Source organism: Lentibacillus daqui (genome assembly GCF_027186265.1).
Taxonomy (GTDB): Bacteria; Bacillota; Bacilli; order Bacillales; family Amphibacillaceae; genus Lentibacillus_C; species Lentibacillus_C daqui.
Window position 1 is genome coordinate 2,363,317 of the sequence record NZ_CP114176.1, and the last position, 23,106, is coordinate 2,386,422.

Here is a 23,106-nt window from a genome sequence, read left to right on the forward strand (position 1 = left end):
AATCCAGCTTGTTTACCAAAACTATTGCGCCGTATATCCGCCATCCAACAACACTGCCTGGCCTGTCACCCCTTTTGCCTTATCACTGGCCAGGTACAATGCGTAGTCGGCAATTTCCTGTACATCAAGCAGGCGTTTTTGCGGAATTAACGGATAAAGGACTTCCTCCAAGACCTTTTCAACCGAAACATTTCGGCTGGCTGCTAAATCTTCCATTTGGTTTCTGACAAGCGGTGTATCAACATAGCCGGGACATATGGCATTAACAGTTATGCCGTCCTCCGCTCCCTCTAATGCAGCTACTTTTGTTAACCCAATCAAACCATGCTTGGCACTGTTATAGGCAGCTTTACCAGCAAAACCAATGACACCATTAATCGATGCCATATTTATAATTCGTCCGTATCCTTGTTTTTTCATAATTGGAAATACATGTTTAATTGCCATAAACGGAGCAACAAGCATCAATTTGGTAATAAATTCGAATTTTTCGGTTGGAAAATCTTCAATTGGCGCAATATGCTGCATGCCGGCATTATTAATCAGAATATCCAGCCGACCGTAACAGTCAACCGTTTGATCAATGGCTGCAGTGAGCTCATCTTCTTTCGTAACATCACATTTGACACCAAAACATTCGTATTCTTTTCCGCTAAGGTCTGTTGTGACTTTCTGTAATTTTTCTTTGTTTATATCAGAGAAAACAACCTTGGCACCGTCCTTGACAAACGCTTCACCAATTTGATAACCAATACCACTGGCAGCACCAGTAATAAACACAACCTTATCATCGACAAACATGAATACAGCCCCTTTTTCCTGTTCAAATCATATAACCTTTTATTTTATTCCCAATTATACTAAAATGAAAACATATCTTTGGAGCAGATTCTTACAAAGGAGTTTTTAAACATGTCCTTATTCGCATTTTTCCTGATTATTCTTTCTGCATGTATGCACGCCACATGGAATTATCTTGCCAAACGTTCTGATAGTGGCTCCACCTTCGTTTGGCTTTATCTGGCAGTGAGTACAATCATTTATGCTCCCATTATCATGGTCTTCTTTTTCTATCAACATATCAATCTTGGCTGGATGGAGGGATTATTTATCATTGGCAGTGCCATCCTGCATTTGGCTTATTCCGTTACCTTGCAGAAAGGTTACAAAGTTGGTGATCTTTCCGTCATTTATCCAATCGCCAGAGGAACAGGGCCATTACTTGTCGCCATTTTTGCCATTTTTTTATTTAATGAGCGGCTCAACTGGGTTGGTGTCATCGGGGTTGCTTTGATTGTGGTTAGTGTGTTTATTCTCTCCGGCGGTTTTCAGGTTATTAGAAAGGCCAATTCACTGCTGCCGATTGGGTATGGATTATTGATCGGTGTGATGATTGCCGGATATACGCTGTTGGATAAGGGAGCGGTTAGTGTTGTTTATGTGCAGCCGTTATTGCTGGAGTATGCAAGTATTGTTGCGCAATTTTTACTGCTGAGCCCTGTCGCCAAGAAACATTGGAGCCAGGTTAAAGCTGATTGGCGCCAACACCGTAAAGAAGCGATTGGTGTAGGAATCCTAAATCCATTGGCTTACATCCTCATTTTGACAACCATGATGTTTACACCGGTCAGTCACGTCGCACCCGTCCGGGAAGTCAGTATTCTGATTGGCGCGATCATGGGGACGTACCTATTGCGTGAAGGATTTGGCATACGCAGAGTGATAGCTTCTGGTATGATGGTAATCGGGATTATTGCCCTAACGTTTTCCGGGTGAGTTTGATAATTATAATAAAGATTGATCATTTGTAAATAAAGTCCGAAAATTTATAAAAAGTTTGGTACAATTAAGTGATAAGGTGGAATTTACTCCATGCCATAACATGGAACGGTCATAATAGACTGAACCCCATCAAGAGGGGTCAGGCAGCTAGAGAAAAATAATCCCTCCACGCCCTTCAAAATAAACTGAACCCTATAAAACAGACACGGATAAAAAACTACTTATCCGTTCCGTTTTATAGGGTTCTTTGTCGTATACTTATTTTATGAGTATTGCGACCAGTTTGAGCCAGCAGTGCGGACTTTTGATCCACTGAATGCGGATGTTTGAGCCAATAACTGTGGAAAGGAGAGACACGGCCACATAACTAGCATAAATACTATAGTCCGCCACCATTGACTTAACTTTTGTCCGTGTTGAGGAATAATCGCAGGTCTGTCATAAATAATGCCAAATAGGCACACCTGCTCAAATATGATAACACGGACAAACCGATTCTAAGCATTTGCTGGCGGGGCCCCCGACCCCTTCCATCAAATGCAAAGAATCGGGCGTTACAGTCAATGGCAAGCAGCTTTCGCTGTGGCTCTGAATCTCTTCTTAAAAGAGTGGTTTTCCATTAGGGGGCTCCATTTTCTGCAACCTATGGCTCAAAACTATGCATAAATGGTTCATTTCATCTGAATAATCATTTTAAAATATTATAAGTGGGAGTTGATCACATGGGTGTGCATTATTTTTCGGATAAACAGATAGAAGAACTAAAAAGGAATCCTTATGTGGATAAGGTCTCTAACAAAGCTATTACCTATTCTGAAGCCTATAAGCGACATTTCATGCATGAATTAGATCAAGGGAAATTTCCTACACAAATCTTTAGAGAAGCAGGGTTTGATACACAAGTGATAGGGAAAGAAAGAATCAAGAGTTTCTCTCGCAGGATACGAAAAATGGCGGATAGAACAGAAGGTTTTACGGATTTACGTACGCAACATTCTGGGCGCCGTCAAACGAAAGAACGCACACCTGATGAAGAAATCGCCTATCTCAAACATAAAGTCGCTTTGCAAAAACAACAAATTGATGCTTTAAAAAAAATGAATTTTATCCATCGCAAAGCAGCCAAAGCTTTGCCCAAGAAAAATATCAACTCATCCAAACATTAACGGAAAGAGATCATAACCTCTTGAATATCAGGTGGTTATGTGAGATTGCTCAGGTTTCTCGTTCAGGTTATTATGCATGGTTTAAGCAGGAAGAGAAGCGTAAGGAGCGTGAGAAACAAGATCGCACTGATTTTGAATTGATTCTAGAAGTCTATCAATATCGCGGATATGCAAAGGGATCAAGAAGCATTTATATGCGCTTTCTTCAAACAGGAATCGTCATGAACCGCAAGAAGATTCAACGACTGATGAATAAATATAATCTCATATGTCCGATTAGGAAACCTAATCCTTACAAACGAATGGCAAAAGCCAGGCAAGAACATGCAACGAAGCCTAATCATTTAAATCGTCAATTTAAAGCTCATGGTCCCAAAACGGTCTTGCTTACGGATATTACCTATCTCTACTTTGGACGAGGTCAGAAAGCCTATTTATCTACCATAAAAGATGCGTTTACCAATCAAATTCTTTCTTATGCACTTAGTGAATCGTTAGAAGTGGATTTTGTTTTGGAAATGATTGAATACTTAATTGAACATCATGCGATTCCTAAAAAACAGAAAACCCTGATCCATTCCGACCAGGGCGTACACTACACTAGTATGCAATTTCAATCGCTACTGAATGATAAAGAATTACGGCAATCCATGTCACGCCGAGGGAATTGTTGGGACAATGCACCGCAAGAATCTTTCTTTGGTCACATGAAAGATGATTTAGGGAATCTTGGCTACATAATTACTTTTTCGGATCTTTCTATCAAAATTGATGACTATATGGATTACTACAACAACGAACGCTATCAATGGGGTCTCGCAAAGTTATCCCCCAATCAATATGCAGAATTCATTAAAACGGGAGTGTATCCTCTGGCTCATCTTGTGAAGACACCTGATCTTCCCGTTGTTGTTCCTCTAAAAGACTAATTGCTTGTTGGAATCGTGTCTCGTATTTTTCTTGTAGTTCGGTCCATTTCTCTGGTAGAAAGACTTCCTCCTCATAAAAATCAGGGTCTATTCGAGCTTTCACATATAGATCATACTCTAATTCGATGGATGGATACTTTAATATCCATTTTAATTGATCAATAAGATATGATTCGGATAGCATTTGATCGGCAACTTTTCGATAGGCTAGAAAATATTGCCATTGTTCCTTTTCTGTGAGAGATTCAAAATATCTTACCATCCAATTAGGGAAAATTCGTAACGCATGTTCATCTTGAAAAACAGAAAACTCTAATGCTTCCAAACTTGATAAACAATGTCTCTTCATATTTTTAGTGGATGACAAAAGCACACGCTCTTAGTTTTGAGCGTATGCTTGGACTTGCCACCGCTCCTCCTATGAAGCAAGCATAAGAGGAACAAGCAAAAAAAGTTAGTGGTTTTTTTCAAAGTGTCCTTGACAAGGGGTCCACTTTAAAACGCATAGGAGGGGTTATTTTTTATTTCGCATTAATAGCAATACTCCCCTACTAATTGAAGTTTCACCTTATTGCAGTTTTTCCAGGAAATTTTTCAATACATGAATTCCCTGCACACAATCATTCAAATCGGACCATTCTGCCGGGTTATGGCTAATCCCGTCCTTGCTCTGTACAAACAACATTGCCACAGGTATCTTGCGGCCAATCACCGCGGCATCATGACCCGCCCCACTTGGCAAACGATACGGCCGGATTCCGTTTTCTTCGACTGATTGTGCTAAGAGGTCTTGTGCCTCTTTTTGAATCGGAATCGGCATTTCCCGCATTTTCACCGTGTGTTCTACTCTGACTTGGTGTTCCTCAGCAATTTTTTCACCCAATGCTAATGCGCGATCCACAACTTCATCCCTTGTATCTTCCTGAATATCACGGATATCTACATAAAACGTAACCTTACCAGGGATCACATTTACCCCATTTGGTTCCACTATTTGTTTGCCAACTGTTGCGACGGCCGAGTTATTGACTTGTTGTGGAATCTTGTTTACTTCATAAATAAATTGACTAGCCGCAACCAATGCATCATTCCGATCATCCATTGGTGTATTACCCGCATGACCTGCCTTACCGGTTATCGTAAATTCTATCCAGCATGGTCCGGCAATTCCTGTTACAATTCCGCATGGCAACTGTTCCTTTTCCAAGCGTTTACCTTGTTCGATATGTAATTCCACAAACATTTCCAATTCGTCCAGGTTACGCTGTGCCGCTTGATAGCCGTCAACATTCAGACCAACATCCTCCAGAACTTCAGTAAAGCTCATGCCGTCTTTATCAACCTGCTTTAATTTTTCTTCCATGTCCCCTTCACCGATCATCGCCTCACTACCGTTTAACCCACCATTAAACCGTGAACCTTCTTCGTCGGTAAAAATAATCACTTCAAAAGGCTTTTCTGGCTGGTACCCAGTAGCATTCCAAGCCTCGACAACTTCCAAGGATGATAAAACACCAAGAGTTCCATCAAAATGCCCGCCATTGGGAACACTGTCCAGATGGGAACCACTCATGATTGCTGGAAATTTATTATTTTTGCCATCCAATCGACCAATCACATTTCCGGCACCATCCCAATAAACTTTTAATCCTGCCTCCCGCATCCAGTCAGATACGAGTTTTTGTGCTGCTTTTTCTTCTTTGGAATATCCCGGACGATTGGATCCATTGTCATCAGTTAAACCGATTTGGGCAAGCTGATCCAGTCTTGATGCCAGCCGTTTACCGGAAACCCCATCATGATCATAACCATCATTATAACTTTCCAGCAACTTTTCTTGCAGTAACAATTGCTTTTCTTGTTTCACTTAAATCCCCCCTCGTAGGACAGAGAGACAGGCTCCCCGCCCCTCCATTTTCTACCATGTAAAGATATGGTGGGACAAAAAGAACCGTCCCCGTGTCATTCCTATGTCCCATTATTTCTCCACTTGCCCATTTTTTATGACAGTTTTTATAGTGTCGTTATTGGCTAGTGAATAAATATCTTCTAACGGATTACCTTCTACAACAACAATATCAGCCAGCTTTCCTTGTTCAAGGGTACCTACTTTATCATCCCAGCCTAAACATTCCGCAGCTGTTTTGGTGGAGGCAACAATTGATTCCATTGGGGTCATACCGGCATCAACCATCAAGCCAAGTTCGCGCAAGTTTGTTCCATGCTTGAAGACACCAGCATCGGTACCCATGGCGATCTTAACACCAGCTTTATAGGCTTTTGTGAAACTTTCCCGATGCTGTTCGATGACCTCCTTGGATTTTTGCACAGCGGTTACCGGCATGCCCACTTCATCGGCTGTTTCCAATACAGCCACAGGTGCAAGCAAAGTTGGAACCAGGTACGTACCGTTTTCAAGCATTAATTCAATGGCCTCATCATCTATGAAAATACCATGTTCAATCGAATGAATGCCGGCTTTCACTGCATTTTTAATTCCTTCCGCACCCTGGGCGTGGGCCATGACTTTAATACCTTTTCGAAAATGACCTTCCTCAACAATCGTCTTTAATTCTTCCAAAGAAAATTGTGTGAATTCCGGATGGTCGGTTGCACTTAGTACCCCGCCGGTTGCGTGAACCTTAATGACTTCCGCACCGGCACGCAGCATTTCACGCGTCTTTTTCCGTACTTCCTCAACACCATCACATTTCCCATTTGGCATTCCCGGATAGCCGGACGGTAAAATATCGAGCACATTTCCGGAAACCGTATAGCCATCCCCGTGTCCACCAGTAATAGTTAATGCATTAATACTTAATTGCAAGCGTGGACCGGGAATTAACCCTTCCTCTACAGCTTTTTTTACACCCAAATCAGTACCGAGCGCATCACGAACAGATGTAACACCGGCATGAAGCGTGGTTTTCAAATATTCTGCAGCTTTGTAATACATGAATGAAAAAGGTGTAGCCAACTTTTCTGCTACTGATTGATATTCCATCATCATATGCACGTGTGAGTCAATAAATCCGGGAAGAATAGTACCACCTTGGGCATCAATCACGGTTTCATCTCCAGTCGTCCGATAATCACTTTCCGGTCCGACATATGCAATTCGTTCGCCATCCGTAACAACGACATGATCCCTCTGTACTTCCCCGCCATTTCCGTCAATCAGTAATCCATTTCTAATCAATTGTTTTCCCATGTTTCTTACCTCCTGTAGTTTTATTATGAAAATATGAAAATGCCCTCAACATCTCTATATTAGAGGGAATTTCCATTTTCTACAATGTTTGTACGAGAATTCCGGCAATAATGACAGATGCGACGGTGACAGTGGTAAAACCGCCAATTAACATCGGTGCCAGTAATTCATCGAAAATCTGCTTCTCTTCTTGTTCATTCCTGGCAACACTTCTCGATACTTCTTCACAGAGCAGGAAATCACCAGGAAAGCCAAATAATGCCGTTAATGCGACAGGCATACCTTTGTACGGATGCCATTTGACCAATTTGGAAGTGAGATAACCGCCGATCGCAATTCCCAAAGTGCCAATGATTAAGATTAATAGGATCTTAGGTAAATTATCCAGTACATCCGATGGCGTAACATCTGCCATTTGTCCGATGACGACAAAGATAATCGCAATCATAACAACTGTAAATGAATTAGATTTCTCCAAGGTTTTCGCCTCGAACACGCCCAGTTTATGGCCAATCAGACCAATTGCCAGACACCACAAACTGTAATGGATGGGCGTGATCTCACCAAGAACTACCCCAATTGCCGCACCGACGAATACAAAGAATAATTTCAATGTCGTACTGGATTTCAATGGCCCAGACTTTTTCGTTTTAACTGTCTCTAATGTTGCGGCACCTTCATTCGCCATTGCTACAAATGACCCATTATCCATGTCCGTTTGCATTCGTAAGGCGTACCTTCGCATAAAATTCATCGCCAGTGGCATACCCATCACACCTTGAAACGCAACAACCAGTGCAGGGATAACAACCAATGATTGCATCCCGAGTTCTGATAATTTATCAGACGTAACGATCAGCGCGATCACTCCTCCACTTATCGGACCAACTCCAGCAACCGCTGATGGATAATCAAAAATCAGCGATACTGTCACAAGAATCAGAATTCCTGAGACAATGACCCCTCCCAAAGCAATCGCTACCGCCTTGATTTGTTGCTTTAAGACGGACAAAGGAATCATTGTACCCATATGCAAAATGGCGGGACCAATCAGAATGGCACCCAGGGCGGCAAACTGAGATTTGTCCAGAATATCTTCCGGGAAAATACCTGTCCATATACAAACCAGATATCCAACCATCGCAGTTAACAGCATGGGAACCCTCGCCCTGGTAACTATGGATAGCCATTCACCTAGTGCGATTAAAGCAAAGATCATAACTGTAAAAATTATCGGATTATTCATCGTATTAGTCCCTCCTTTTTAATAAGGTGATTCATAATATATCACTCCCAAAATAATTTGTCTATACGTGTTTTCGACAATTTTCTATCTTTTACACGAAATTAATTAAATATTTTTATGATAGTCGTAAAATGCAAAATTCGCGTCATATTATTCTACCAACAAAGAAAACGATTGCATAAGGGATAAACATGAACAGCTACAATGGATAAAATTACAAGGGCGGGACAGAGGGACAGGCACCTTTACCATCCATTTTCTACCATGTAAAAATATGGTGGAACAAGGTGCCTGTCCCCTCGTCCCACCGCTATACACGGTCCGCTACCCATTTCAACACCACGCCGATTATTATGTAAAAGGGTAAAGAGAATACGTGCTTCCAGTGAATTAATCTATATAAATCCGCAAGTACGAACAGTGGCTCCACAATGAAGGCAGCCAATAAGGCCAATATCACCAGGATGGGCAAATATAATAACCATGGCCTTATATACTGATATAAAATCATATAACATACCGGAATGATTGCCAAATCAACTGGTAGAAACTCCCATGAAAAGAATGTTAATTGATAGGGATAAAACCACAAATGGAGCGATCGGCCAATATTATCCAGAGAAAAAGCAATTAAACTGGAAAACATTCCTACAAACAAGATCGGTGGCATGTGTTTTCTATCGACCAATATGAACCATAATATCCACATGCCTACTGTTATACAGACAAGTAGCCACCACTGATAGGAAAACAGCACTTGTTCAAAAAAATATTGTTTTCCCAATTCAATGAACTCTCTTTCTCGTTCAATCATCTCATTCACTTTCGAAAACAACATGCCCCACACCACCTTTACGGGGAAGTTCATGGCTAGGTTTTGTCACCACACGATTCCTATACATGGCTTAAAAGAATAATATTCCCGCATTTGGTTAATCTAAGTAAGCGACATGGAGGGTGGTGGTCAACATGAACAATTACACCAATGACAATACAGCCAGACGATATCTCGCACATGTCAGCGTATTTGGCACCACACAGCTTCACCTCAGAAACCCGTACATTATCGGTTGGTGGAGTGCCGCGTTTCCAGGTCTCGGCCATTTACTATTATCCAAGTATATCAGGGGTTTTATTTTGTTTATCTGGGAAGTCTTCGTTAATTTGCAAGCTAACATTAATTACGGAATCATCTATACGTTCCTGGGCGAGTTCGATAAGGCCATTCATGTTCTGGATACAAGATGGCTGCTCCTCTATATGCCGGTCTATCTATTTAGTATTTGGGATAGTTATCGCACAACGGTTGATATGAACAAAATCTTCATTCTTGCTGATAGTGAAAATCATCGGTTTAATTCATTTACGCTGGGATCATTGGAAATTAACTACCTGGATAAACGTAATCCGGTCATGGCACTGATATGGTCATTTTTTGTTCCCGGACTCGGGCAGCTGTATATCCATCGTATTGGGGTTGCTTTTTTTGTGACCATTTGGACGGTCATTTTTTTCTATTTCTCACATTTTCCACAAGCCGTTCCCTACTTGTTTTTCGGGGAGTTTGATCAGGCAACGAACCTGATAAAACCCGATTGGCTGTTGTTCTTGCCTTCCGTCTACGGTTTTTCGATATATGATTCCTATATAAACACAGTCGAGAATAATAAATTGTTTGAGCAGGAACAACGAAATTACCTAATGGACCATTATCAACATCCACATTTTCGCTTGGTAAAAGGACAAAAAGTGAAGTGATCAGACATGCAGCTATTTTCCACCTTTGATAGTAATATTTATGTTGAACTGGCATTAAAACAGATGGAGCAACGAGGGGTGACGCAAGAAAATATTTTTGCCGTCCCATTGAATAACCGAATAGAAAAAAGCCGCTTATTTGACAGTATTCATCGTGCGGATGGCGTATCACTGGTTGATATCGGCATATCACTCGCAACCGGATTTTCGGTCATTGGCGTAAGTGTTGGATTACGCTTGGCATGGGGACCTATCATTTGGGGATTAATCAGTGCTATTATTGGTTTTGTGCTTGGCTTTGTCATAAAACTGATATTGTATCGGTTACCCGTAATGGTCCACGCAGACTGAGTGGTAAACATGCGGAAGTAATTCTGATTGTTAATTGTGAAGAACAACAAGCTGATGAAATAGAGAAGATTCTGTGGGAACATTTTGCGTTAGGTGTGGCCAAAGTCAAACTGGTACTTAACGAAGAAGGGTGACCCTTAAATGGAATCACCCTTCTTCCATCACTTATTTACAATCGGCAGAATAATTTTCGATGATCGTGATCCGCCATGATAAACATGCTCATAGGCCACCTTACCATGAATCGCGGTTTTTGTGGTTTGGCCATTGTTTAGATTCACATCGTAAAGCGGGGAATTGCTCGCTGCGATATCCAAACGTAATTGATGTCCAGCCTGTAGCAAATAAGCGGTGTGTCCGATGGTTAAGTCCATACAGGCTGGTTCGCCAATGGTGTTTGTTTGTTGTCTATGAAAAGCATCTATAATATTGATCACTTCTCCATTTGGAGCTACATCTGACAACCGTACCGCCAAATCGGTTAACGGCGTGGCAGCGGAAACCCAAATCGATGCGCGAACTGTTCCCAGAATAGAGAGTGCATCCTCTTGTGCTGTCGCGGTATAGACAAGCACATCTCCACGATCCTGAATGTCACCAATCGCAAACACACCAGATTCATAACCGGCAATCAGCGCACCGCCACCCCTCGTTGGCACTGGATTGTCTGGATCCAATCGTAAAGACGCCAATGTCTCCTGATTTGCTGGAACCGTAGATAAGCGACCATCCCCATCTCGGGTTTGCGCATGACCTTTACTATCCAGATACAATACTCTTTGCTCTGTTGTCGGTGGCCAGACATCAAAGGCTGCCCATTTCTCCTGTCCCATCAAATAAAGATGAACCGGTTTTTCGATTGGCATTGGCTTATCTTTTAACCATTTGTCAAACCATTTTATATGAATTTCAGTCGGATCTTGTATCTGATCGACCCCGATATTGGTCTCGGCATTGCTGAAAAATTTCTCTCCTGCATGTCCGGTCATTTCTTCATGTGTCCACGGCCCGATCCATAACATACGTGGTCCATTGTAAGCATGATAAGCTGCTAATGTCGATGAAAGTAACGCATCATACCATCCCCCCATAAACAAAGCGGGGATCGTGACGTCCTTTAATTGCTCCTTTACAGACATGTTTGCGATCTGTTCAGCAGGCAATTCCCCGTCCATCACCTCAAAATAAAAGGATTCCGGGTCGAGCTCTTTCATCGGCCACCAATCATTTGCAGGCCGTTCCTGTAACAACTCAGGCAGCTGCTCGATCAATTCCAATGCTCTGTCCGCCTTTGGATCATGGCGACGTTGCAATTGATCATGGACAATCGAGCCAAGCGTCCATGTCTGGAAATTGGCGGAACTGCTTGCCAGTGATGCGCCGCCGAGTAAATCTTGCCATGGATCCGCCATCGTCATCACTGGCGCAATCGCTTTTAAAGAAGGTGGCATTTCCGCCGCTGCAGCCAGTTGCGTATAACCATGATATGACATACCAAACAAACCAACCTTTCCATTGGCATACGGTAATCGGGCTGCCCATTCGACCGCTTCATATCCATCTTTTCCTTCATTAATAAATGGATAAAACTCTCCTTCTGAGGCAAAACGTCCGCGAACATCCTGCAAAATCACAACATATCCGGCTTCAACCATCCGTGGCACACGCACATATTCATCGTAATAACGCTTTACCGTTTTATCGTATGGCAAACGCAGCATCAGCACCGGATGGGTTAGTTGATCATCTGGACGGTAAATATCTGCCCGTAATATCGTGCCATCACTTAGTTTACAAGCAACATCTTTTTCTACCATCATATCTTTATGCATCGTTATTTTTACTCCTCCCTTGAATAGGAAAAGGTAACACCTGACATGACCATTCAAGTGTTACCATTTTGTTTAAGTGGTTTGGGTTTTTGATGATTTGACCGGGTCAAGTCGGCGTTCAATCCAACCCAACACCAAATCGCAAATAATTGCCATTAGTGCGGTAGGAATGGCTCCGGCAAAAATTAGGGCAGTGCCATCTGTTGCGTTTGTTCCCCGAATAATAATTGTACCCAGACCACCGGCACCGACAAATGCACCAACCGCAGCGATCCCGATTCCAACAACCAATGCCGTTCTGAGTCCAGCCATGATCACACTAATCGCAAGTGGCAATTCGACCATCCGTAATAATTGAAATCGGGTCATTCCAGATGCAAATCCTGCTTCAACGACTGTTTTATCTACATTTTTCATCCCAACGTACGTATTTTGCGTAATGGGCAGGATGGAATAGAACATTAATGTGACAATGACTGTATTCGTACCAAGACCAAGGACAATCATCACCACGGCAAGTGCACCCAACGCCGGGATAGTCTGGATAATACTGCCAATTGCCAATACCCAGTTACTCAGCTTTCCATATTTCGCAATCAGAATGCCAAGGGGAATCGAGAATATGGCAGCAAACAACACCCCATATGCCGCCATTAAAAAGTGACGGTAAAATTCTTCCCAAACATAGCCAGTGTTATTGCTCATAAAATCGATGAATTGACTAAGCGTCTCCATTAGTTCCCCTCCTTCTTAGCCTCGAAATAATTGTTTTCCTCCAAAAACTGTTTGGCTACTTCTTTTGGACTCGTTAATTCCACGTCCGCTTGATAGTTTAACTCTTGCATTTTTTCCGTTGAAATGGTTCCCGCTAGTTTTTTTGTGATGTTTTCCAATTGTGGATATTTTTCCAATACATCATTGCGAATAACCGGTGATCCATCATACGGTGGGAAGAAGTGTTTATCATCTTTCAACACCTTCAGATCAAACTCCTTGATTCGGCCATCTGACGAGTATGCAAGCACCACATCCATATGGCCACTTGCCGCTGCTTGGTAAACAAGTCCAGTGTTCATCGGATATACCTCATTAAATGGGAAGTAGGTCTGCTTAAACCCATCATACCCATCCCCTTTTCGGTTGACCCAGGCATTGTCCACACCGAATCGCAACTCATCGGCATACGGTTCTAGATCAGACACCGTTTCAATGTCGTGTTCTTCGGCGAATTTCTCGGTTACAGCTACAGAATAACTATTCTCAAATCCATAGGAGTCCTCCCATGTTTGATCAAACTGTTTCGGAAATTCCCGTCTGACGATTTTCCTCGCCTTGTCCGGGTCGGTGACAGGATCCATGCCCAATGCACCGGAGATATCTGTACCTGTATAGCGGGTTGAGGTAATATCAAGATCACCGCGCATCATTCCTTGGTGCTGGACAATTGATGATCCCAGGTCAGTTACAAGCTCCGTATCCAAATCCGTTTCTCGTTCAATCATCAATGCCAGCATATTTGCCATGATTTCTGATTCTGATGTTGCCAAGGTACCAATCTTCACCGTTTGTTTGGTGGTACTGGCAAGACCGGGTAAAGAACAACCCGATATCAGAAATAGCACCAAAATGGCACCCAATATTTTTACCATTCTTTTCTTCAAACATGTCACCTCCATTTACGCTGCTTCAGACGTTTCTTTATAGCCACTTGGCGTTAATCGATTCTCAATCAGGGCAAGCAACTGATCCGCAATTAAAGCAAGAATCGTTGCTGGAACCGTACCTGCAATGATTAAAGAAGGTTGATATAGATTTAGTCCGTCAAAAATAAAGTCACCAAGACCACCGCCGCCAATAAATGCAGCAAGCGTTGCCCAGCCGATCAAATAAACGGTCGATAAACGAACACCGGCCATAATCACCGGCAAAGCTAGTGGTAATTCTATTTTATAAATCGATTGCCAGCCGCTCATGCCCATTCCTTTCCCGGCTTCTTTGACACTACCATCAACGTCGCGTACCCCGATATACGTGTTGCGTAAAATCGGTAGTAATGAATAGAAAAACAGGGCAATGATTGCAGGAAATTTACCTACACCTATCAATGGAATAAAGAAGGCCAAAATAGCCAGGCTTGGTATCGTTTGTAAAATACCAACGAATGAAATCAACTTGTCAGCTACTTTGGGCATTCGGGAAAATAAAACCCCAAGTGGAACAGCCACAACAATCCCAAGCAGAATCGCAGCTAATGAAATATACAAATGTTCCCAAGTTTTTATGATCAACTCGTTTCCATGTGCAGTGAAAAATTCAGCCATAGTCTATATCGCCCCCTGTCCAACTTGTCCTTGGTTCTCATCGATATCAAAGCCATCTCCCCAGATGGTATCAAAGACAAGATTTGCCAGTGTTGCCCGTGTAACGATCCCGACAACACGATGGTCTTCATCTACAACCGGCACGTACTTCACACCGCGTCGTAAAATCTTATAAACGGTATCTCTTAGTAAACTGTCGTTAGTGACAGATAGTGGTTCTTTCTCCATGGCCTCTCCGACAGTTTTGACTTTTTTATATGCCAGATTAATAATTTCAATATCAATAAATCCTTTTAATACGTTCTCGGAATCAACAACAAGCAAGGAGTCGACATGTTTATTGCGCATTGTGGAAATAGCCGATTTGAGGGATTCATCTGGTTTAACTGTGACAGGAGAAGTTCCCATAATTTGACCTACCGTTGTTACATCTGGACGACCTTGGATCAGTCGTTCTTTGCCAAGGAATTCTTCCACAAACTCATTGGCCGGGTTCCGGAGAATTTCATCTGGTGTATCCGCTTGGACGATTTCTCCATCACGCATAATCACGATGCGATCGCCTAGCTTCAATGCCTCATCCATATCATGCGTAACAAACACAATCGTTTTTCCCAGTTCTTTTTGCAGTTTCTTAAATTCATCCTGCAATGAATCCCTTGTAATTGGATCAAGCGCACCAAATGGCTCGTCCATTAAGATCAATGGTGGGTTTGCAGCAAGTGCACGCAATACACCAATTCGCTGTTGCTGTCCACCACTTAATTCATGTGGATATTTGTCCAAATATTCTTCCGGTAAATCTACCAACTTAATTAATTCACGCGCCCGGGCATCTTTTTGTTCTTTGGACCATTTTAATAATGTTCCAACCAGCACGATATTTTCTTTAATGGTCATATGCGGCATCAGGCCGATTTGCTGGATGACATAGCCAATCGAACGACGTAATTGAACAGGATCTTGTTCATAAATATCCTTCCCATCAACCAGGATTGACCCTTCTGTAATATCAATGAGTCGATTGACCATTTTCATTGTTGTTGTTTTACCACATCCACTTGGTCCGATAAAACAAACAAATTCCCCTTTTTCAATGTTAAGGTTTAAGTTTTTGACAGCAGGTTTCTTCCCGCTATATTTTTTGGTTACATTCTTAAATTCTAGCAATTCTTCAAACACCTCCGAATAAGTCTTGCCGAATAGTACTTTTACAGTATATATAAAAAAATCGAACTCGTAAACTTTTAAAAATACGTATAACATTTACTTTACAAACTTTATAAAGTGGATAACGTGAATATGCTCCCATTTGCTTAGAATTTCGACAGGATTTGTATTTTGAGGTGGTACATGCGGGCGACGTTGGCCAGACAGTCAGTTCTCTTGCCCCGCCACAAAATGGAAATAATTGCTGAATTGAAATCCATACAAAAAAGCAGATGCAAGAATCCGAGATCCTTGCATCTGCTTTTGGTGATAACCTATTTATTTGTGGTTGGGGCGGTGATTGTATCACGGCAGACACCGGGGTCATCGCTTCCAGACTATCAACAAACAAGCGAAAAAGGTGATTTTTCTTTTTTATGCATCAGCCGATGATATATCAGCGATTTCGCATGTTCTATCAGCGATTTACAGCATTCTATCAGCGGGTTCGGGCGTTCTATCAGCGGTTCTGCACGTTCTATCAGCGGGTTCAGCCATTCTATCAGCGATTTACTTTAAGGAAGTCCCGGGCCCCGGATGATTCCTGTCCCCCATCCCATTATTCCGTCAACAACGGATAATATCCTTCTTCGTTATGTGTTTCGCGACCAACTAGTGGCGGGTTGAATACGCAGACCATGCGCATTTGGGTTCTGGCGCGGACGATATGTTTGTCATTTTCATTTAAAGTATACATGGTTCCCGGTTTCAGTTGCCATACCTCCCCGGTTTCTACCTTCTCGATTTCACCTTCTCCTTCTATCAGATATACCGACTCAATATGGTTTTTGTACCAGAAGTAATTTTCCGTACCTGCTTTAATGACAGTATCATTAACACTGAAACCAACATTATCTTTTTTTAATAAAAACCGGCGACTCGTCCAATTCCCATCTGATGTTTCGTCTTCCGTTCCAATGATATCTTCCAGCGATTTTACGATCATAACTATTTCTCCTCTCCAATGGTTTACCTTCCATGTATATTACTGCAAAACCTGATTAATGCTTGCATCTAGAATGTTCATGCCTTTTTCCAGACCTGCTTCGTCAATAATTAGTGGCGGCAAAAATTTAATAACCTCATCAGTAGGTCCAGATGTTTCTATGATTAATCCACGTTCAAATGCTTCGGAACAAATTTTTGCGGTTAGGTCATCTGTGTTATCAATGGCGATCCCTTGCATTAAGCCTCGACCACGTGCTTCTCCGTTTAATTCAGGGTATTTTGGGATGATTCGGTTAATTCTATCATGCAAGAAGTCCGCTTTTTTCATAATTGCATCACTAAACTCAGCTGTCTCCCAGTAGGTTAGCGCTTCGGTAGCTGCAAGAAAAGCCAGATTATTGCCGCGGAATGTCCCATTATGCTCGCCTGGTCCCCATTGATCATATTCCGGTTTGATTAAGGTGATCGCCATGGGCAGTCCAATTCCGCCAATCGATTTAGACAGGCAAACAATGTCCGGATTAATTCCCGCTGGTTCAAAGCTGAAGAAAGTTCCCGTTCGCCCGCATCCAGCCTGGACATCATCGACAATGAGCAAAATATCCCAGCGCCGGCAAATATTTTCAACTTTTTTCAGCCATTCCATCCGAGCAGCATTCATGCCACCTTCTCCTTGAACAGTTTCCAAAATAATCGCTGCCGGTAGCGCTACACCACTGCCGCTATCTTCTAAAAATCGTTCCAGATATGCGATCGAATCCTGGTCCTCTACATATTCATCAAATGGCATCGATACCGAATGATGCAGTGGAATGCCCGCCCCATGACGCTTAAAGGAATTTCCAGTTACAGACAGCGAACCAATGGTCATCCCGTGAAAGGCATTGGTAAAACTAATGACCGTATCGCGCCCGGTTACTTTTCTGGCAATTTTCAAAGCACTTTCAACCGTATTGGTTCCGGTTGGTCCAGGAAACATCACCTGATAATCAAGTTCTCTTGGTTGCAGAATAATATCATTAAAGCGTTCTAAAAATTCTTGTCTAGGGGTTGTTCCCATATCGAGGCTATGAATAATTCCGTCTTTTCGAATATAATTAATCAACTTTTCTTGCATGGCATCATTATTATGGCCGTAATTTAACGCCCCTGCCCCAGCAAAAAAATCAATGTATTCTTTATCATCAATATCCCACAGCTTATACCCTTTGGCCTTCGTAAAAACAGTTGGCCAACTACGACTGTAGCTTCTTACCGTCGATTCCAATTCTTCAAACGTTTTCATTTTCGCATCGCTTAATACTGCTGTTGTCAATCAAATCATCCTTTTATCGGTTTATTTTTTCCTTTATCGGACCAATCTTGTATAACATTTCGTTTTCATGTCCTGTTCGCGGAAAATCAATGGATAGAAAATAATTAGATATAGAACATTTTGTATCAAGTTTTTTTGCCAGGCCTAAAAATAAGTGTTGTGACGGTATGTTTGATGGCGATACCGTTGCTTCTACATACGCAATGTCTCGGCAACAATCCCGTTCCAATAACTCCAATAACATCTTGGTTCCCAGTCCATTGCCGCGTTGGGATTCATCCACAGCAACTTGCCAGATAAAAAGACAATTCTCATTTTTCGGATTGATAAACCCGGAAATAAAGCCGACAATATCCCCATCTTTCTCTACCACAATCGATGTTTCAGAAAATATTTCACACCACATCAGGTAGCTGTAGGAAGAGTTCAGATCCAATACACCAGTATCGTTCACCAGTTCCCAAACGGCCGCTCCATCGTTTTTTTCAGGCCTGCGAAAATGAAATTCCTTTGTTGTTAACATTGGCTTCACTAATTCCTTCGTTACGCTATTACTAATGCTCCCACCTCCAGATTGATTTCAAAAAACAATTGCACGTTTAATAGCTTAAACGACCGCCAATATTTCGTCAAAACGCATTAAACGTGATATAGCTCGGTTAAACGTGATCAGTTGAAGTGAATCGTATTTATTCATCACACCTTATCAATAGCTGGCAAATGGTATGGAATAATCCGAATTTTGGAGACTTTGTCCAAACAAGAGGCTGATATGAACCTGTTTAAAAGACGCTAAAAATGATGTAAAACAACCCTCCACTTTACATCTATAGCGATTTTGCCATCATCTACAGCGTTTCTTAGCTTTTAAAAAATAACTGCGCCGCACATAAATTCATGTACGGCGCAGTTATTCGTTTGTTGTATTAAGAAAAAATCGCGTCTATTTTTTGAATATCTTCTGCAGATAAATGAACCTCTGCCGCCCGTTTATTGCTAGCCACTTGCTCCGGGCGTTTGGCGCCGGGAATAATCACGTCCAATGATGGCCTGCTGAAATACCACGCAAGAACAACATGGACAACATCTTCCCCGTAACGTGTAGCAATCTCACGCACTTGATCGACTTTTTCCAGGTTTTGTTTAAATGCTTCTCCCTGAAAACTAGGCTTCTGAGCCCGAAAATCCGAAAAAGTAGTCTGCAGATTATATTTTCCTGCCAAAAGACCTGATTCCAGCGGAAAATAAGGAATGAACGTAATCCGATTTTCAGCTGTATACGGAAAAATATCCTGTTCTGCCTTTCGATTGAGCAGGTTGTACTCTGATTGAATCACATCGACATAGCCATCCTTATTCGCTTCTTTCAGCTGGTCAAGCGAAAAATTGGATACGCCAATCGAGCGGATTTTTCCTGCATCTTTTAATTCTTTCAATGCGCCAACTGCTTCATCTTTTGGCGTTTTCTCATCTGGAAAATGAATGTAAAATAGGTCGATATAATCGGTTTGTAACCGGCGCAGACTATCATCTACTGCCTGTTTTAGAAATGCCGGTGAATTATCCATGACAACGTCCTCACCGACAAACTTATGTGCTCCTTTTGTTGCCAGTACTATGTCCTCACGCCGGTATTCTTTCATAACTTCACCAACTAATTCCTCCGAACGTTCGGGTCCATAAATGAACGCAGTATCCAGCATATTGATTCCATTATCGAGCGCAGTACGAACAACATTTTTCCCCTGCTCCTCATCAAGCATGTTCGGGTATATATTGTGTCCACCTACTGCGTTAGTACCTAAACCAACAGGAAAAACATTGATATCCGACTTTCCCAACTTTGTTTGATTTGCCATTGTAACCTTCTCCTTTCCCTAATTAAAACGCTCTCCCAAATAATGTATCACAAAAATTGTTGGATGAAACGTATTCAGATTTTCCCCTATTATTATGCCCGCCTATTACACTTTTTTCGGTTTAGCATAATTTATTAATGAATGAATGTAGAAAAGCGCAGGCGCCCGTTTAGCGGCGTATGTGCTGCGCCCGTGCAACACGGGTGGTTCGGTGTTGCTGCGCAAAGCAGCGGTTTTAACCGAACATTCCTACCGCAGGAGATAAAGGAAACCATGCCCCTTCATAGGGGGTATGCCGACGTTGGACGCAAAGTCCGTTCTTAGTCGGCCTTCCTTTGTCCCCCGAATCGATGTTGACTTATCGCACGGAGGTAAAGGAAGCACACTAGCCGCTGGGCGCTGGAGCTAAACAATGGAGTGAGGTGAATATATAATGGCGGACAACAAAAAAAATCAACCAAGACGATTTGATCATAACCATTTGCTGGACCAGATCGATTCCTTTTTTAATGAATCCTTTAACAACTTCCATCAATTAATAAACAAACGCTCAATTCGAGTCCATACACACGAAACAAAATCCAGTGTTGTAGTTGAAGCGGAATTGCCTGGTTATAAGCGGGATCAGATCCAACTTGAAATTATCGGCAATCAATTAAGAATCATTGCTGAAGACACTTCCAGTTTTGAAGGAAAAAATAAAAAAGGTGAAACGTTCCATAAAGAACAGTCCTATCAAACAGCGGAACGTCTCATCACATTGCCATTTACCATTTCCGAAAAAGACACCAGTGCCGTCTTGAAAAATGGGATCTTGAAAATTTCCATCCCGAAAAAGAATGAAAGCAGAAGGTTTATTGATATTTATGACAATTCCGATGAGTAATGCGCCCGACACCATGACACGGTAAAAGCCGGATCCCGCACGTTGGATCCGGCTTTTACGTTAGGTCAATAAAGTTTTCACTCATCAAGCTTTTTCGTCATTAATGTTGACGTATCGGTAAAACCAAATTTTTCATATAGCTTTTTGGCTGGATTTCCAACAAACACTTGGAGTTGTACCTGCTTTAATCCTTGCCGTTTCAGTTCGGTTAATGCGCTCGCAAGCAAATTTTCAGCTATTCCCTGCTTACGATAAGTTGGCAATACATAAAGTTCCGGAATAAATCCTTGCCTTTCTTCTGAGATATTATCCATTGTCTTACAAACACCAATCCAACCGCGCAATTGAGACTGATAGATATCAACCAGGTAGTAGCCACCACTATTCATTACAAAGGATACAAGTGAATGGTTATTGTTGGCAGCAGGTTTGCCATGGCCCGCCACCGACTCACTCATTACCTTGCTTGCATGTTGCCTGATCATATTTAATTCCCTATATGTCGCCTTTCTGATTGTCATTCGTATCAAAATCCTTTACTTAACATCATCATTATTTCGATGGGACTACTTGAAAAATTTGCTCAACAATGGACCAACCATGGGACTGACTTGATGGTAGATTTGATTAAATTGTCTGGCAGTTGAGGATATTTTATCAAAATCAAGGCTTCCTTCTTGTGTTTGAAACATTGCAAAAACATTACGATTTCGTTTCTGTTGTTGTGGTTGTTGCATCCGGGGCATACCAAATGGAGTTGGTGGCATCCTTCTTTGTTGACGCGGTCCTGGCATTGGTCTCGGTCTCGCCGGAAACATTCGAACACACCTCCTCATAAAAATATCTATATTATCCTATTCCAAACCGACCAGCTATGAAAAGGATGACTGCCCCAGTTAATAAAAAAGATGAACAGGGGAAATCCTGCAATTTTTTTAATGCTTTTTTTTGGCTGAACTTGGGTTGATATTTTGTGATTTGGTCGATTTCTCTGATGCTTTGGTTGATAAAACACACCTTTTGGTCGATATTGGTGTTTCCTTGATTGATAATGGCCAGTGTAGGTTGATAATGCCCAAGATGCGGTCGATAATACGTGTGACGCGGTTGATAATCATGACTTTCCGGCCGATAAAGGCATCATCTGGTTGATACCCAGCCTTTTCGGTTGATAAAGTCCAGACCGTGGTCGATATTTTTAAGTCCGGATCGATACCATATTATCCAGTCGATATTTCCAATTCCCGCATCAGAAACTATCAAGATCGTATGCCCATTTTTCATAAGCCCAAAAAGTAGGAGCCCCCCATATATTTAATGGGGAAACTCCTATTTTCGTTCCATTTCATCCATCAATCATCCTGTAAAATCGTTTTGGCAATACTTTGATCAAGTGCTTCGAAGTCATGTAACGATATGGTTTCATATAATTCCTTTCGCGTTTGCATATCATCAAGACCAGATTTTTGCGTCCCTTCTTCTTTGATCAGACCAAAGATACGTTCATAGGCTTTGGCTGCGACCCTTAATGAAGTGACTGGATAAATAACCATTTGAAAGCCCATATCCTGAAATTCCTGTGCCGAAATATATGGTGTCTTGCCAAATTCGGTCATATTCGCCAGCAATGGGGCATTAATTTTTTGGGCACATAACTGAAACTCCTCTTCGGTCTGTAATGCCTCTGGGAAAATCGCATCAGCGCCGGCCTCGATATACGTCTGTGCTCGCTCAATGGCAGCGTCGATTCCCTCAACCGCTTTTGCATCTGTACGGGCGACGACAACGAGGGATGGCGCTACTTTTTTGATGGCTTGGATTTTTTGTGCTAATTCTTCTTTAGGAACAAGCCGTTTTCCGTTCAAATGACCACATTTTTTTGGAAGCTGCTGGTCTTCTATTTGTACGGCGGCTACCTTAGCTTCCACCATCTCCATCGCCGTTCGGGCTACATATAAAACCCCGCCAAAACCAGTATCAATATCTACAAGTACGGGAAGATTACTGGCACGCACTAACTCCTTTGCCTTATCTGCTACTTCGGTTGAGGTAACCATACCGAGATCCGGTAATCCCTGGCTTGCCGTGTACGCACCACCAGATAAATATAATGCGGAAAACCCAACTTTTTTAGCCATTAGCGCAGCCATGCCATCATGCGCCCCCGGAATTTGTAAAATCTTCTCCTCTTGAATCAATGCCTTAAATTGTCCTGCCAATTCTTCCTGTGTAGCAGGCTGATCTACTATCCATACCATCGATAAAAACCTCCAATTCCATACAAGATGTTCAA

Annotated in this window: 25 protein-coding genes; 6 read left to right on the forward strand and 19 right to left on the reverse strand. The window is 42.1% G+C overall.

Going from position 1 to position 23,106, the window contains the following annotated elements; all coding sequences use genetic code 11:
- Nucleotides 1-21 precede the first annotated feature (21 nt).
- Nucleotides 22-801, reverse strand: coding sequence for a 3-hydroxybutyrate dehydrogenase (locus tag O2S85_RS11915; protein WP_269409548.1), 780 nt, complete (start codon nucleotides 799-801; stop codon nucleotides 22-24).
- A 111-nt stretch (nucleotides 802-912) separates the two neighbouring features.
- Between O2S85_RS11915 and O2S85_RS11920 the strand changes: the two genes are divergently transcribed.
- From O2S85_RS11920 to O2S85_RS11930, 3 genes are all read left to right on the forward strand, one after another.
- Entirely contained in the window at nucleotides 913-1,776 is an 864-nt protein-coding gene (locus tag O2S85_RS11920; protein ID WP_269409549.1) for an EamA family transporter, read from the forward strand.
- Nucleotides 1,777-2,504: 728 nt separating this feature from the next.
- The gene (locus O2S85_RS11925; protein ID WP_269409550.1) at nucleotides 2,505-2,948 is read left to right on the forward strand and encodes an HTH domain-containing protein; all 444 of its coding nucleotides are present in this window, start codon (nucleotides 2,505-2,507) and stop codon (nucleotides 2,946-2,948) included.
- A 20-nt stretch (nucleotides 2,949-2,968) separates the two neighbouring features.
- Complete coding sequence (locus tag O2S85_RS11930; protein ID WP_269409551.1) at nucleotides 2,969-3,877, forward strand: IS3 family transposase; 909 nt, start codon at nucleotides 2,969-2,971, stop codon at nucleotides 3,875-3,877.
- On the opposite strand, the gene O2S85_RS11935 is transcribed toward O2S85_RS11930, so the two are convergent.
- The 5 genes from O2S85_RS11935 to O2S85_RS11955 form a co-directional block, all read right to left on the reverse strand.
- A complete protein-coding gene (locus tag O2S85_RS11935) occupies nucleotides 3,801-4,226 on the reverse strand; it encodes a hypothetical protein (protein ID WP_269409552.1) in 426 nt (141 codons plus the stop codon). The two genes, O2S85_RS11930 and O2S85_RS11935, sit on opposite strands and share 77 nt — an antisense overlap.
- Nucleotides 4,227-4,445: 219 nt before the next feature.
- Nucleotides 4,446-5,744 carry a M20 family metallo-hydrolase gene (locus O2S85_RS11940; RefSeq protein ID WP_269409553.1) on the reverse strand — a complete coding sequence of 433 codons (1,299 nt, stop codon included), beginning with the start codon at nucleotides 5,742-5,744 and terminating at the stop codon, nucleotides 4,446-4,448.
- A gap of 111 nt (nucleotides 5,745-5,855) precedes the next feature.
- On the reverse strand, nucleotides 5,856-7,088 hold the full coding sequence (locus O2S85_RS11945) for a metal-dependent hydrolase family protein (protein WP_269409554.1): 1,233 nt from the start codon (nucleotides 7,086-7,088) through the stop codon (nucleotides 5,856-5,858).
- A gap of 79 nt (nucleotides 7,089-7,167) precedes the next feature.
- Entirely contained in the window at nucleotides 7,168-8,334 is a 1,167-nt protein-coding gene (locus O2S85_RS11950; protein ID WP_269409555.1) for a hypothetical protein, read from the reverse strand.
- A 310-nt stretch (nucleotides 8,335-8,644) separates the two neighbouring features.
- Complete coding sequence (locus O2S85_RS11955; protein WP_269409556.1) at nucleotides 8,645-9,172, reverse strand: CBO0543 family protein; 528 nt, start codon at nucleotides 9,170-9,172, stop codon at nucleotides 8,645-8,647.
- Between the two features lie 131 nt (nucleotides 9,173-9,303).
- Between O2S85_RS11955 and O2S85_RS11960 the strand changes: the two genes are divergently transcribed.
- Nucleotides 9,304-10,092 carry a hypothetical protein gene (locus tag O2S85_RS11960; RefSeq protein WP_269409557.1) on the forward strand — a complete coding sequence of 263 codons (789 nt, stop codon included), beginning with the start codon at nucleotides 9,304-9,306 and terminating at the stop codon, nucleotides 10,090-10,092.
- A gap of 6 nt (nucleotides 10,093-10,098) precedes the next feature.
- Complete coding sequence (locus O2S85_RS11965) at nucleotides 10,099-10,443, forward strand: hypothetical protein (RefSeq protein WP_367748339.1); 345 nt, start codon at nucleotides 10,099-10,101, stop codon at nucleotides 10,441-10,443.
- Between the two features lie 161 nt (nucleotides 10,444-10,604).
- Here the strand turns inward: O2S85_RS11965 and O2S85_RS11970 are convergent, their stop codons facing one another.
- The 9 genes from O2S85_RS11970 to O2S85_RS12010 all read right to left on the reverse strand — a co-directional run bounded on the left by O2S85_RS11970 (nucleotide 10,605) and on the right by O2S85_RS12010 (nucleotide 19,927).
- Nucleotides 10,605-12,275 (reverse strand): CocE/NonD family hydrolase, encoded by a 1,671-nt coding sequence (locus tag O2S85_RS11970; RefSeq protein ID WP_269409558.1) that lies wholly within the window; start codon nucleotides 12,273-12,275, stop codon nucleotides 10,605-10,607.
- A 72-nt stretch (nucleotides 12,276-12,347) separates the two neighbouring features.
- Entirely contained in the window at nucleotides 12,348-13,010 is a 663-nt protein-coding gene (locus O2S85_RS11975; protein WP_269409559.1) for an ABC transporter permease, read from the reverse strand.
- Nucleotides 13,010-13,924 (reverse strand): osmoprotectant ABC transporter substrate-binding protein, encoded by a 915-nt coding sequence (locus tag O2S85_RS11980; RefSeq protein WP_500796419.1) that lies wholly within the window; start codon nucleotides 13,922-13,924, stop codon nucleotides 13,010-13,012. The genes O2S85_RS11975 and O2S85_RS11980 overlap by 1 nt, the downstream gene beginning before the upstream one ends.
- A gap of 27 nt (nucleotides 13,925-13,951) precedes the next feature.
- Entirely contained in the window at nucleotides 13,952-14,596 is a 645-nt protein-coding gene (locus tag O2S85_RS11985) for an ABC transporter permease (protein ID WP_269409561.1), read from the reverse strand.
- A gap of 3 nt (nucleotides 14,597-14,599) precedes the next feature.
- Nucleotides 14,600-15,766, reverse strand: coding sequence for a betaine/proline/choline family ABC transporter ATP-binding protein (locus O2S85_RS11990; RefSeq protein ID WP_269409562.1), 1,167 nt, complete (start codon nucleotides 15,764-15,766; stop codon nucleotides 14,600-14,602).
- Between the two features lie 598 nt (nucleotides 15,767-16,364).
- A complete protein-coding gene (locus tag O2S85_RS11995; protein WP_269409563.1) occupies nucleotides 16,365-16,751 on the reverse strand; it encodes an ectoine synthase in 387 nt (128 codons plus the stop codon).
- 39 nt (nucleotides 16,752-16,790) lie between these two features.
- Nucleotides 16,791-18,038 (reverse strand): diaminobutyrate--2-oxoglutarate transaminase, encoded by a 1,248-nt coding sequence (gene ectB, locus O2S85_RS12000; protein ID WP_269412572.1) that lies wholly within the window; start codon nucleotides 18,036-18,038, stop codon nucleotides 16,791-16,793.
- 43 nt (nucleotides 18,039-18,081) lie between these two features.
- Nucleotides 18,082-18,591 (reverse strand): diaminobutyrate acetyltransferase, encoded by a 510-nt coding sequence (gene ectA / locus O2S85_RS12005; protein ID WP_269409564.1) that lies wholly within the window; start codon nucleotides 18,589-18,591, stop codon nucleotides 18,082-18,084.
- Nucleotides 18,592-18,994: 403 nt separating this feature from the next.
- The gene (locus O2S85_RS12010; protein ID WP_269409565.1) at nucleotides 18,995-19,927 is read right to left on the reverse strand and encodes an aldo/keto reductase; all 933 of its coding nucleotides are present in this window, start codon (nucleotides 19,925-19,927) and stop codon (nucleotides 18,995-18,997) included.
- Nucleotides 19,928-20,360: 433 nt separating this feature from the next.
- Here O2S85_RS12010 and O2S85_RS12015 point away from each other — a divergent pair, with 433 nt between their 5' ends.
- On the forward strand, nucleotides 20,361-20,813 hold the full coding sequence (locus O2S85_RS12015) for an Hsp20/alpha crystallin family protein (RefSeq protein ID WP_269409566.1): 453 nt from the start codon (nucleotides 20,361-20,363) through the stop codon (nucleotides 20,811-20,813).
- A 77-nt stretch (nucleotides 20,814-20,890) separates the two neighbouring features.
- Here O2S85_RS12015 and O2S85_RS12020 read toward each other — a convergent pair whose 3' ends face one another.
- The 4 genes from O2S85_RS12020 to prpB all read right to left on the reverse strand — a co-directional run bounded on the left by O2S85_RS12020 (nucleotide 20,891) and on the right by prpB (nucleotide 23,071).
- The gene (locus tag O2S85_RS12020; RefSeq protein WP_269409567.1) at nucleotides 20,891-21,334 is read right to left on the reverse strand and encodes a GNAT family N-acetyltransferase; all 444 of its coding nucleotides are present in this window, start codon (nucleotides 21,332-21,334) and stop codon (nucleotides 20,891-20,893) included.
- A 45-nt stretch (nucleotides 21,335-21,379) separates the two neighbouring features.
- Nucleotides 21,380-21,631, reverse strand: a complete 252-nt coding sequence (locus O2S85_RS12025) for a YppG family protein (protein WP_269409568.1) — start codon at nucleotides 21,629-21,631, stop codon at nucleotides 21,380-21,382.
- Nucleotides 21,632-21,953: 322 nt separating this feature from the next.
- On the reverse strand, nucleotides 21,954-22,097 hold the full coding sequence (locus O2S85_RS12030) for a hypothetical protein (RefSeq protein WP_269409569.1): 144 nt from the start codon (nucleotides 22,095-22,097) through the stop codon (nucleotides 21,954-21,956).
- A gap of 68 nt (nucleotides 22,098-22,165) precedes the next feature.
- Entirely contained in the window at nucleotides 22,166-23,071 is a 906-nt protein-coding gene (gene prpB, locus O2S85_RS12035) for a methylisocitrate lyase (RefSeq protein ID WP_269409570.1), read from the reverse strand.
- Nucleotides 23,072-23,106: the final 35 nt, after the last annotated feature.

What these genes read in the sequence shown, in the direction of transcription:
- O2S85_RS11915 (WP_269409548.1), bottom strand. Translation starts at nt 801, where the DNA reads ATGTTTGTCGATGATAAGGTTGTGTTTATTACTGGTGCTGCCAGTGGT.
- O2S85_RS11920 (WP_269409549.1), top strand. Translation starts at nt 913, where the DNA reads ATGTCCTTATTCGCATTTTTCCTGATTATTCTTTCTGCATGTATGCAC.
- O2S85_RS11925 (WP_269409550.1), top strand. Translation starts at nt 2,505, where the DNA reads ATGGGTGTGCATTATTTTTCGGATAAACAGATAGAAGAACTAAAAAGG.
- O2S85_RS11935 (WP_269409552.1), bottom strand. Translation starts at nt 4,226, where the DNA reads ATGAAGAGACATTGTTTATCAAGTTTGGAAGCATTAGAGTTTTCTGTT.
- O2S85_RS11945 (WP_269409554.1), bottom strand. Translation starts at nt 7,088, where the DNA reads ATGGGAAAACAATTGATTAGAAATGGATTACTGATTGACGGAAATGGC.
- O2S85_RS11950 (WP_269409555.1), bottom strand. Translation starts at nt 8,334, where the DNA reads ATGAATAATCCGATAATTTTTACAGTTATGATCTTTGCTTTAATCGCA.
- O2S85_RS11955 (WP_269409556.1), bottom strand. Translation starts at nt 9,172, where the DNA reads ATGTTGTTTTCGAAAGTGAATGAGATGATTGAACGAGAAAGAGAGTTC.
- O2S85_RS11960 (WP_269409557.1), top strand. Translation starts at nt 9,304, where the DNA reads ATGAACAATTACACCAATGACAATACAGCCAGACGATATCTCGCACAT.
- O2S85_RS11965 (WP_367748339.1), top strand. Translation starts at nt 10,099, where the DNA reads ATGCAGCTATTTTCCACCTTTGATAGTAATATTTATGTTGAACTGGCA.
- O2S85_RS11970 (WP_269409558.1), bottom strand. Translation starts at nt 12,275, where the DNA reads ATGCATAAAGATATGATGGTAGAAAAAGATGTTGCTTGTAAACTAAGT.
- O2S85_RS11975 (WP_269409559.1), bottom strand. Translation starts at nt 13,010, where the DNA reads ATGGAGACGCTTAGTCAATTCATCGATTTTATGAGCAATAACACTGGC.
- O2S85_RS11980 (WP_500796419.1), bottom strand. Translation starts at nt 13,924, where the DNA reads ATGGTAAAAATATTGGGTGCCATTTTGGTGCTATTTCTGATATCGGGT.
- O2S85_RS11985 (WP_269409561.1), bottom strand. Translation starts at nt 14,596, where the DNA reads ATGGCTGAATTTTTCACTGCACATGGAAACGAGTTGATCATAAAAACT.
- O2S85_RS11995 (WP_269409563.1), bottom strand. Translation starts at nt 16,751, where the DNA reads ATGATCGTAAAATCGCTGGAAGATATCATTGGAACGGAAGACGAAACA.
- ectB (WP_269412572.1), bottom strand. Translation starts at nt 18,038, where the DNA reads ATGAAAACGTTTGAAGAATTGGAATCGACGGTAAGAAGCTACAGTCGT.
- ectA (WP_269409564.1), bottom strand. Translation starts at nt 18,591, where the DNA reads ATGTTAACAACAAAGGAATTTCATTTTCGCAGGCCTGAAAAAAACGAT.
- O2S85_RS12010 (WP_269409565.1), bottom strand. Translation starts at nt 19,927, where the DNA reads ATGGCAAATCAAACAAAGTTGGGAAAGTCGGATATCAATGTTTTTCCT.
- O2S85_RS12015 (WP_269409566.1), top strand. Translation starts at nt 20,361, where the DNA reads ATGGCGGACAACAAAAAAAATCAACCAAGACGATTTGATCATAACCAT.
- O2S85_RS12020 (WP_269409567.1), bottom strand. Translation starts at nt 21,334, where the DNA reads ATGACAATCAGAAAGGCGACATATAGGGAATTAAATATGATCAGGCAA.
- O2S85_RS12025 (WP_269409568.1), bottom strand. Translation starts at nt 21,631, where the DNA reads ATGTTTCCGGCGAGACCGAGACCAATGCCAGGACCGCGTCAACAAAGA.
- O2S85_RS12030 (WP_269409569.1), bottom strand. Translation starts at nt 22,097, where the DNA reads ATGAAAAATGGGCATACGATCTTGATAGTTTCTGATGCGGGAATTGGA.
- prpB (WP_269409570.1), bottom strand. Translation starts at nt 23,071, where the DNA reads ATGGTATGGATAGTAGATCAGCCTGCTACACAGGAAGAATTGGCAGGA.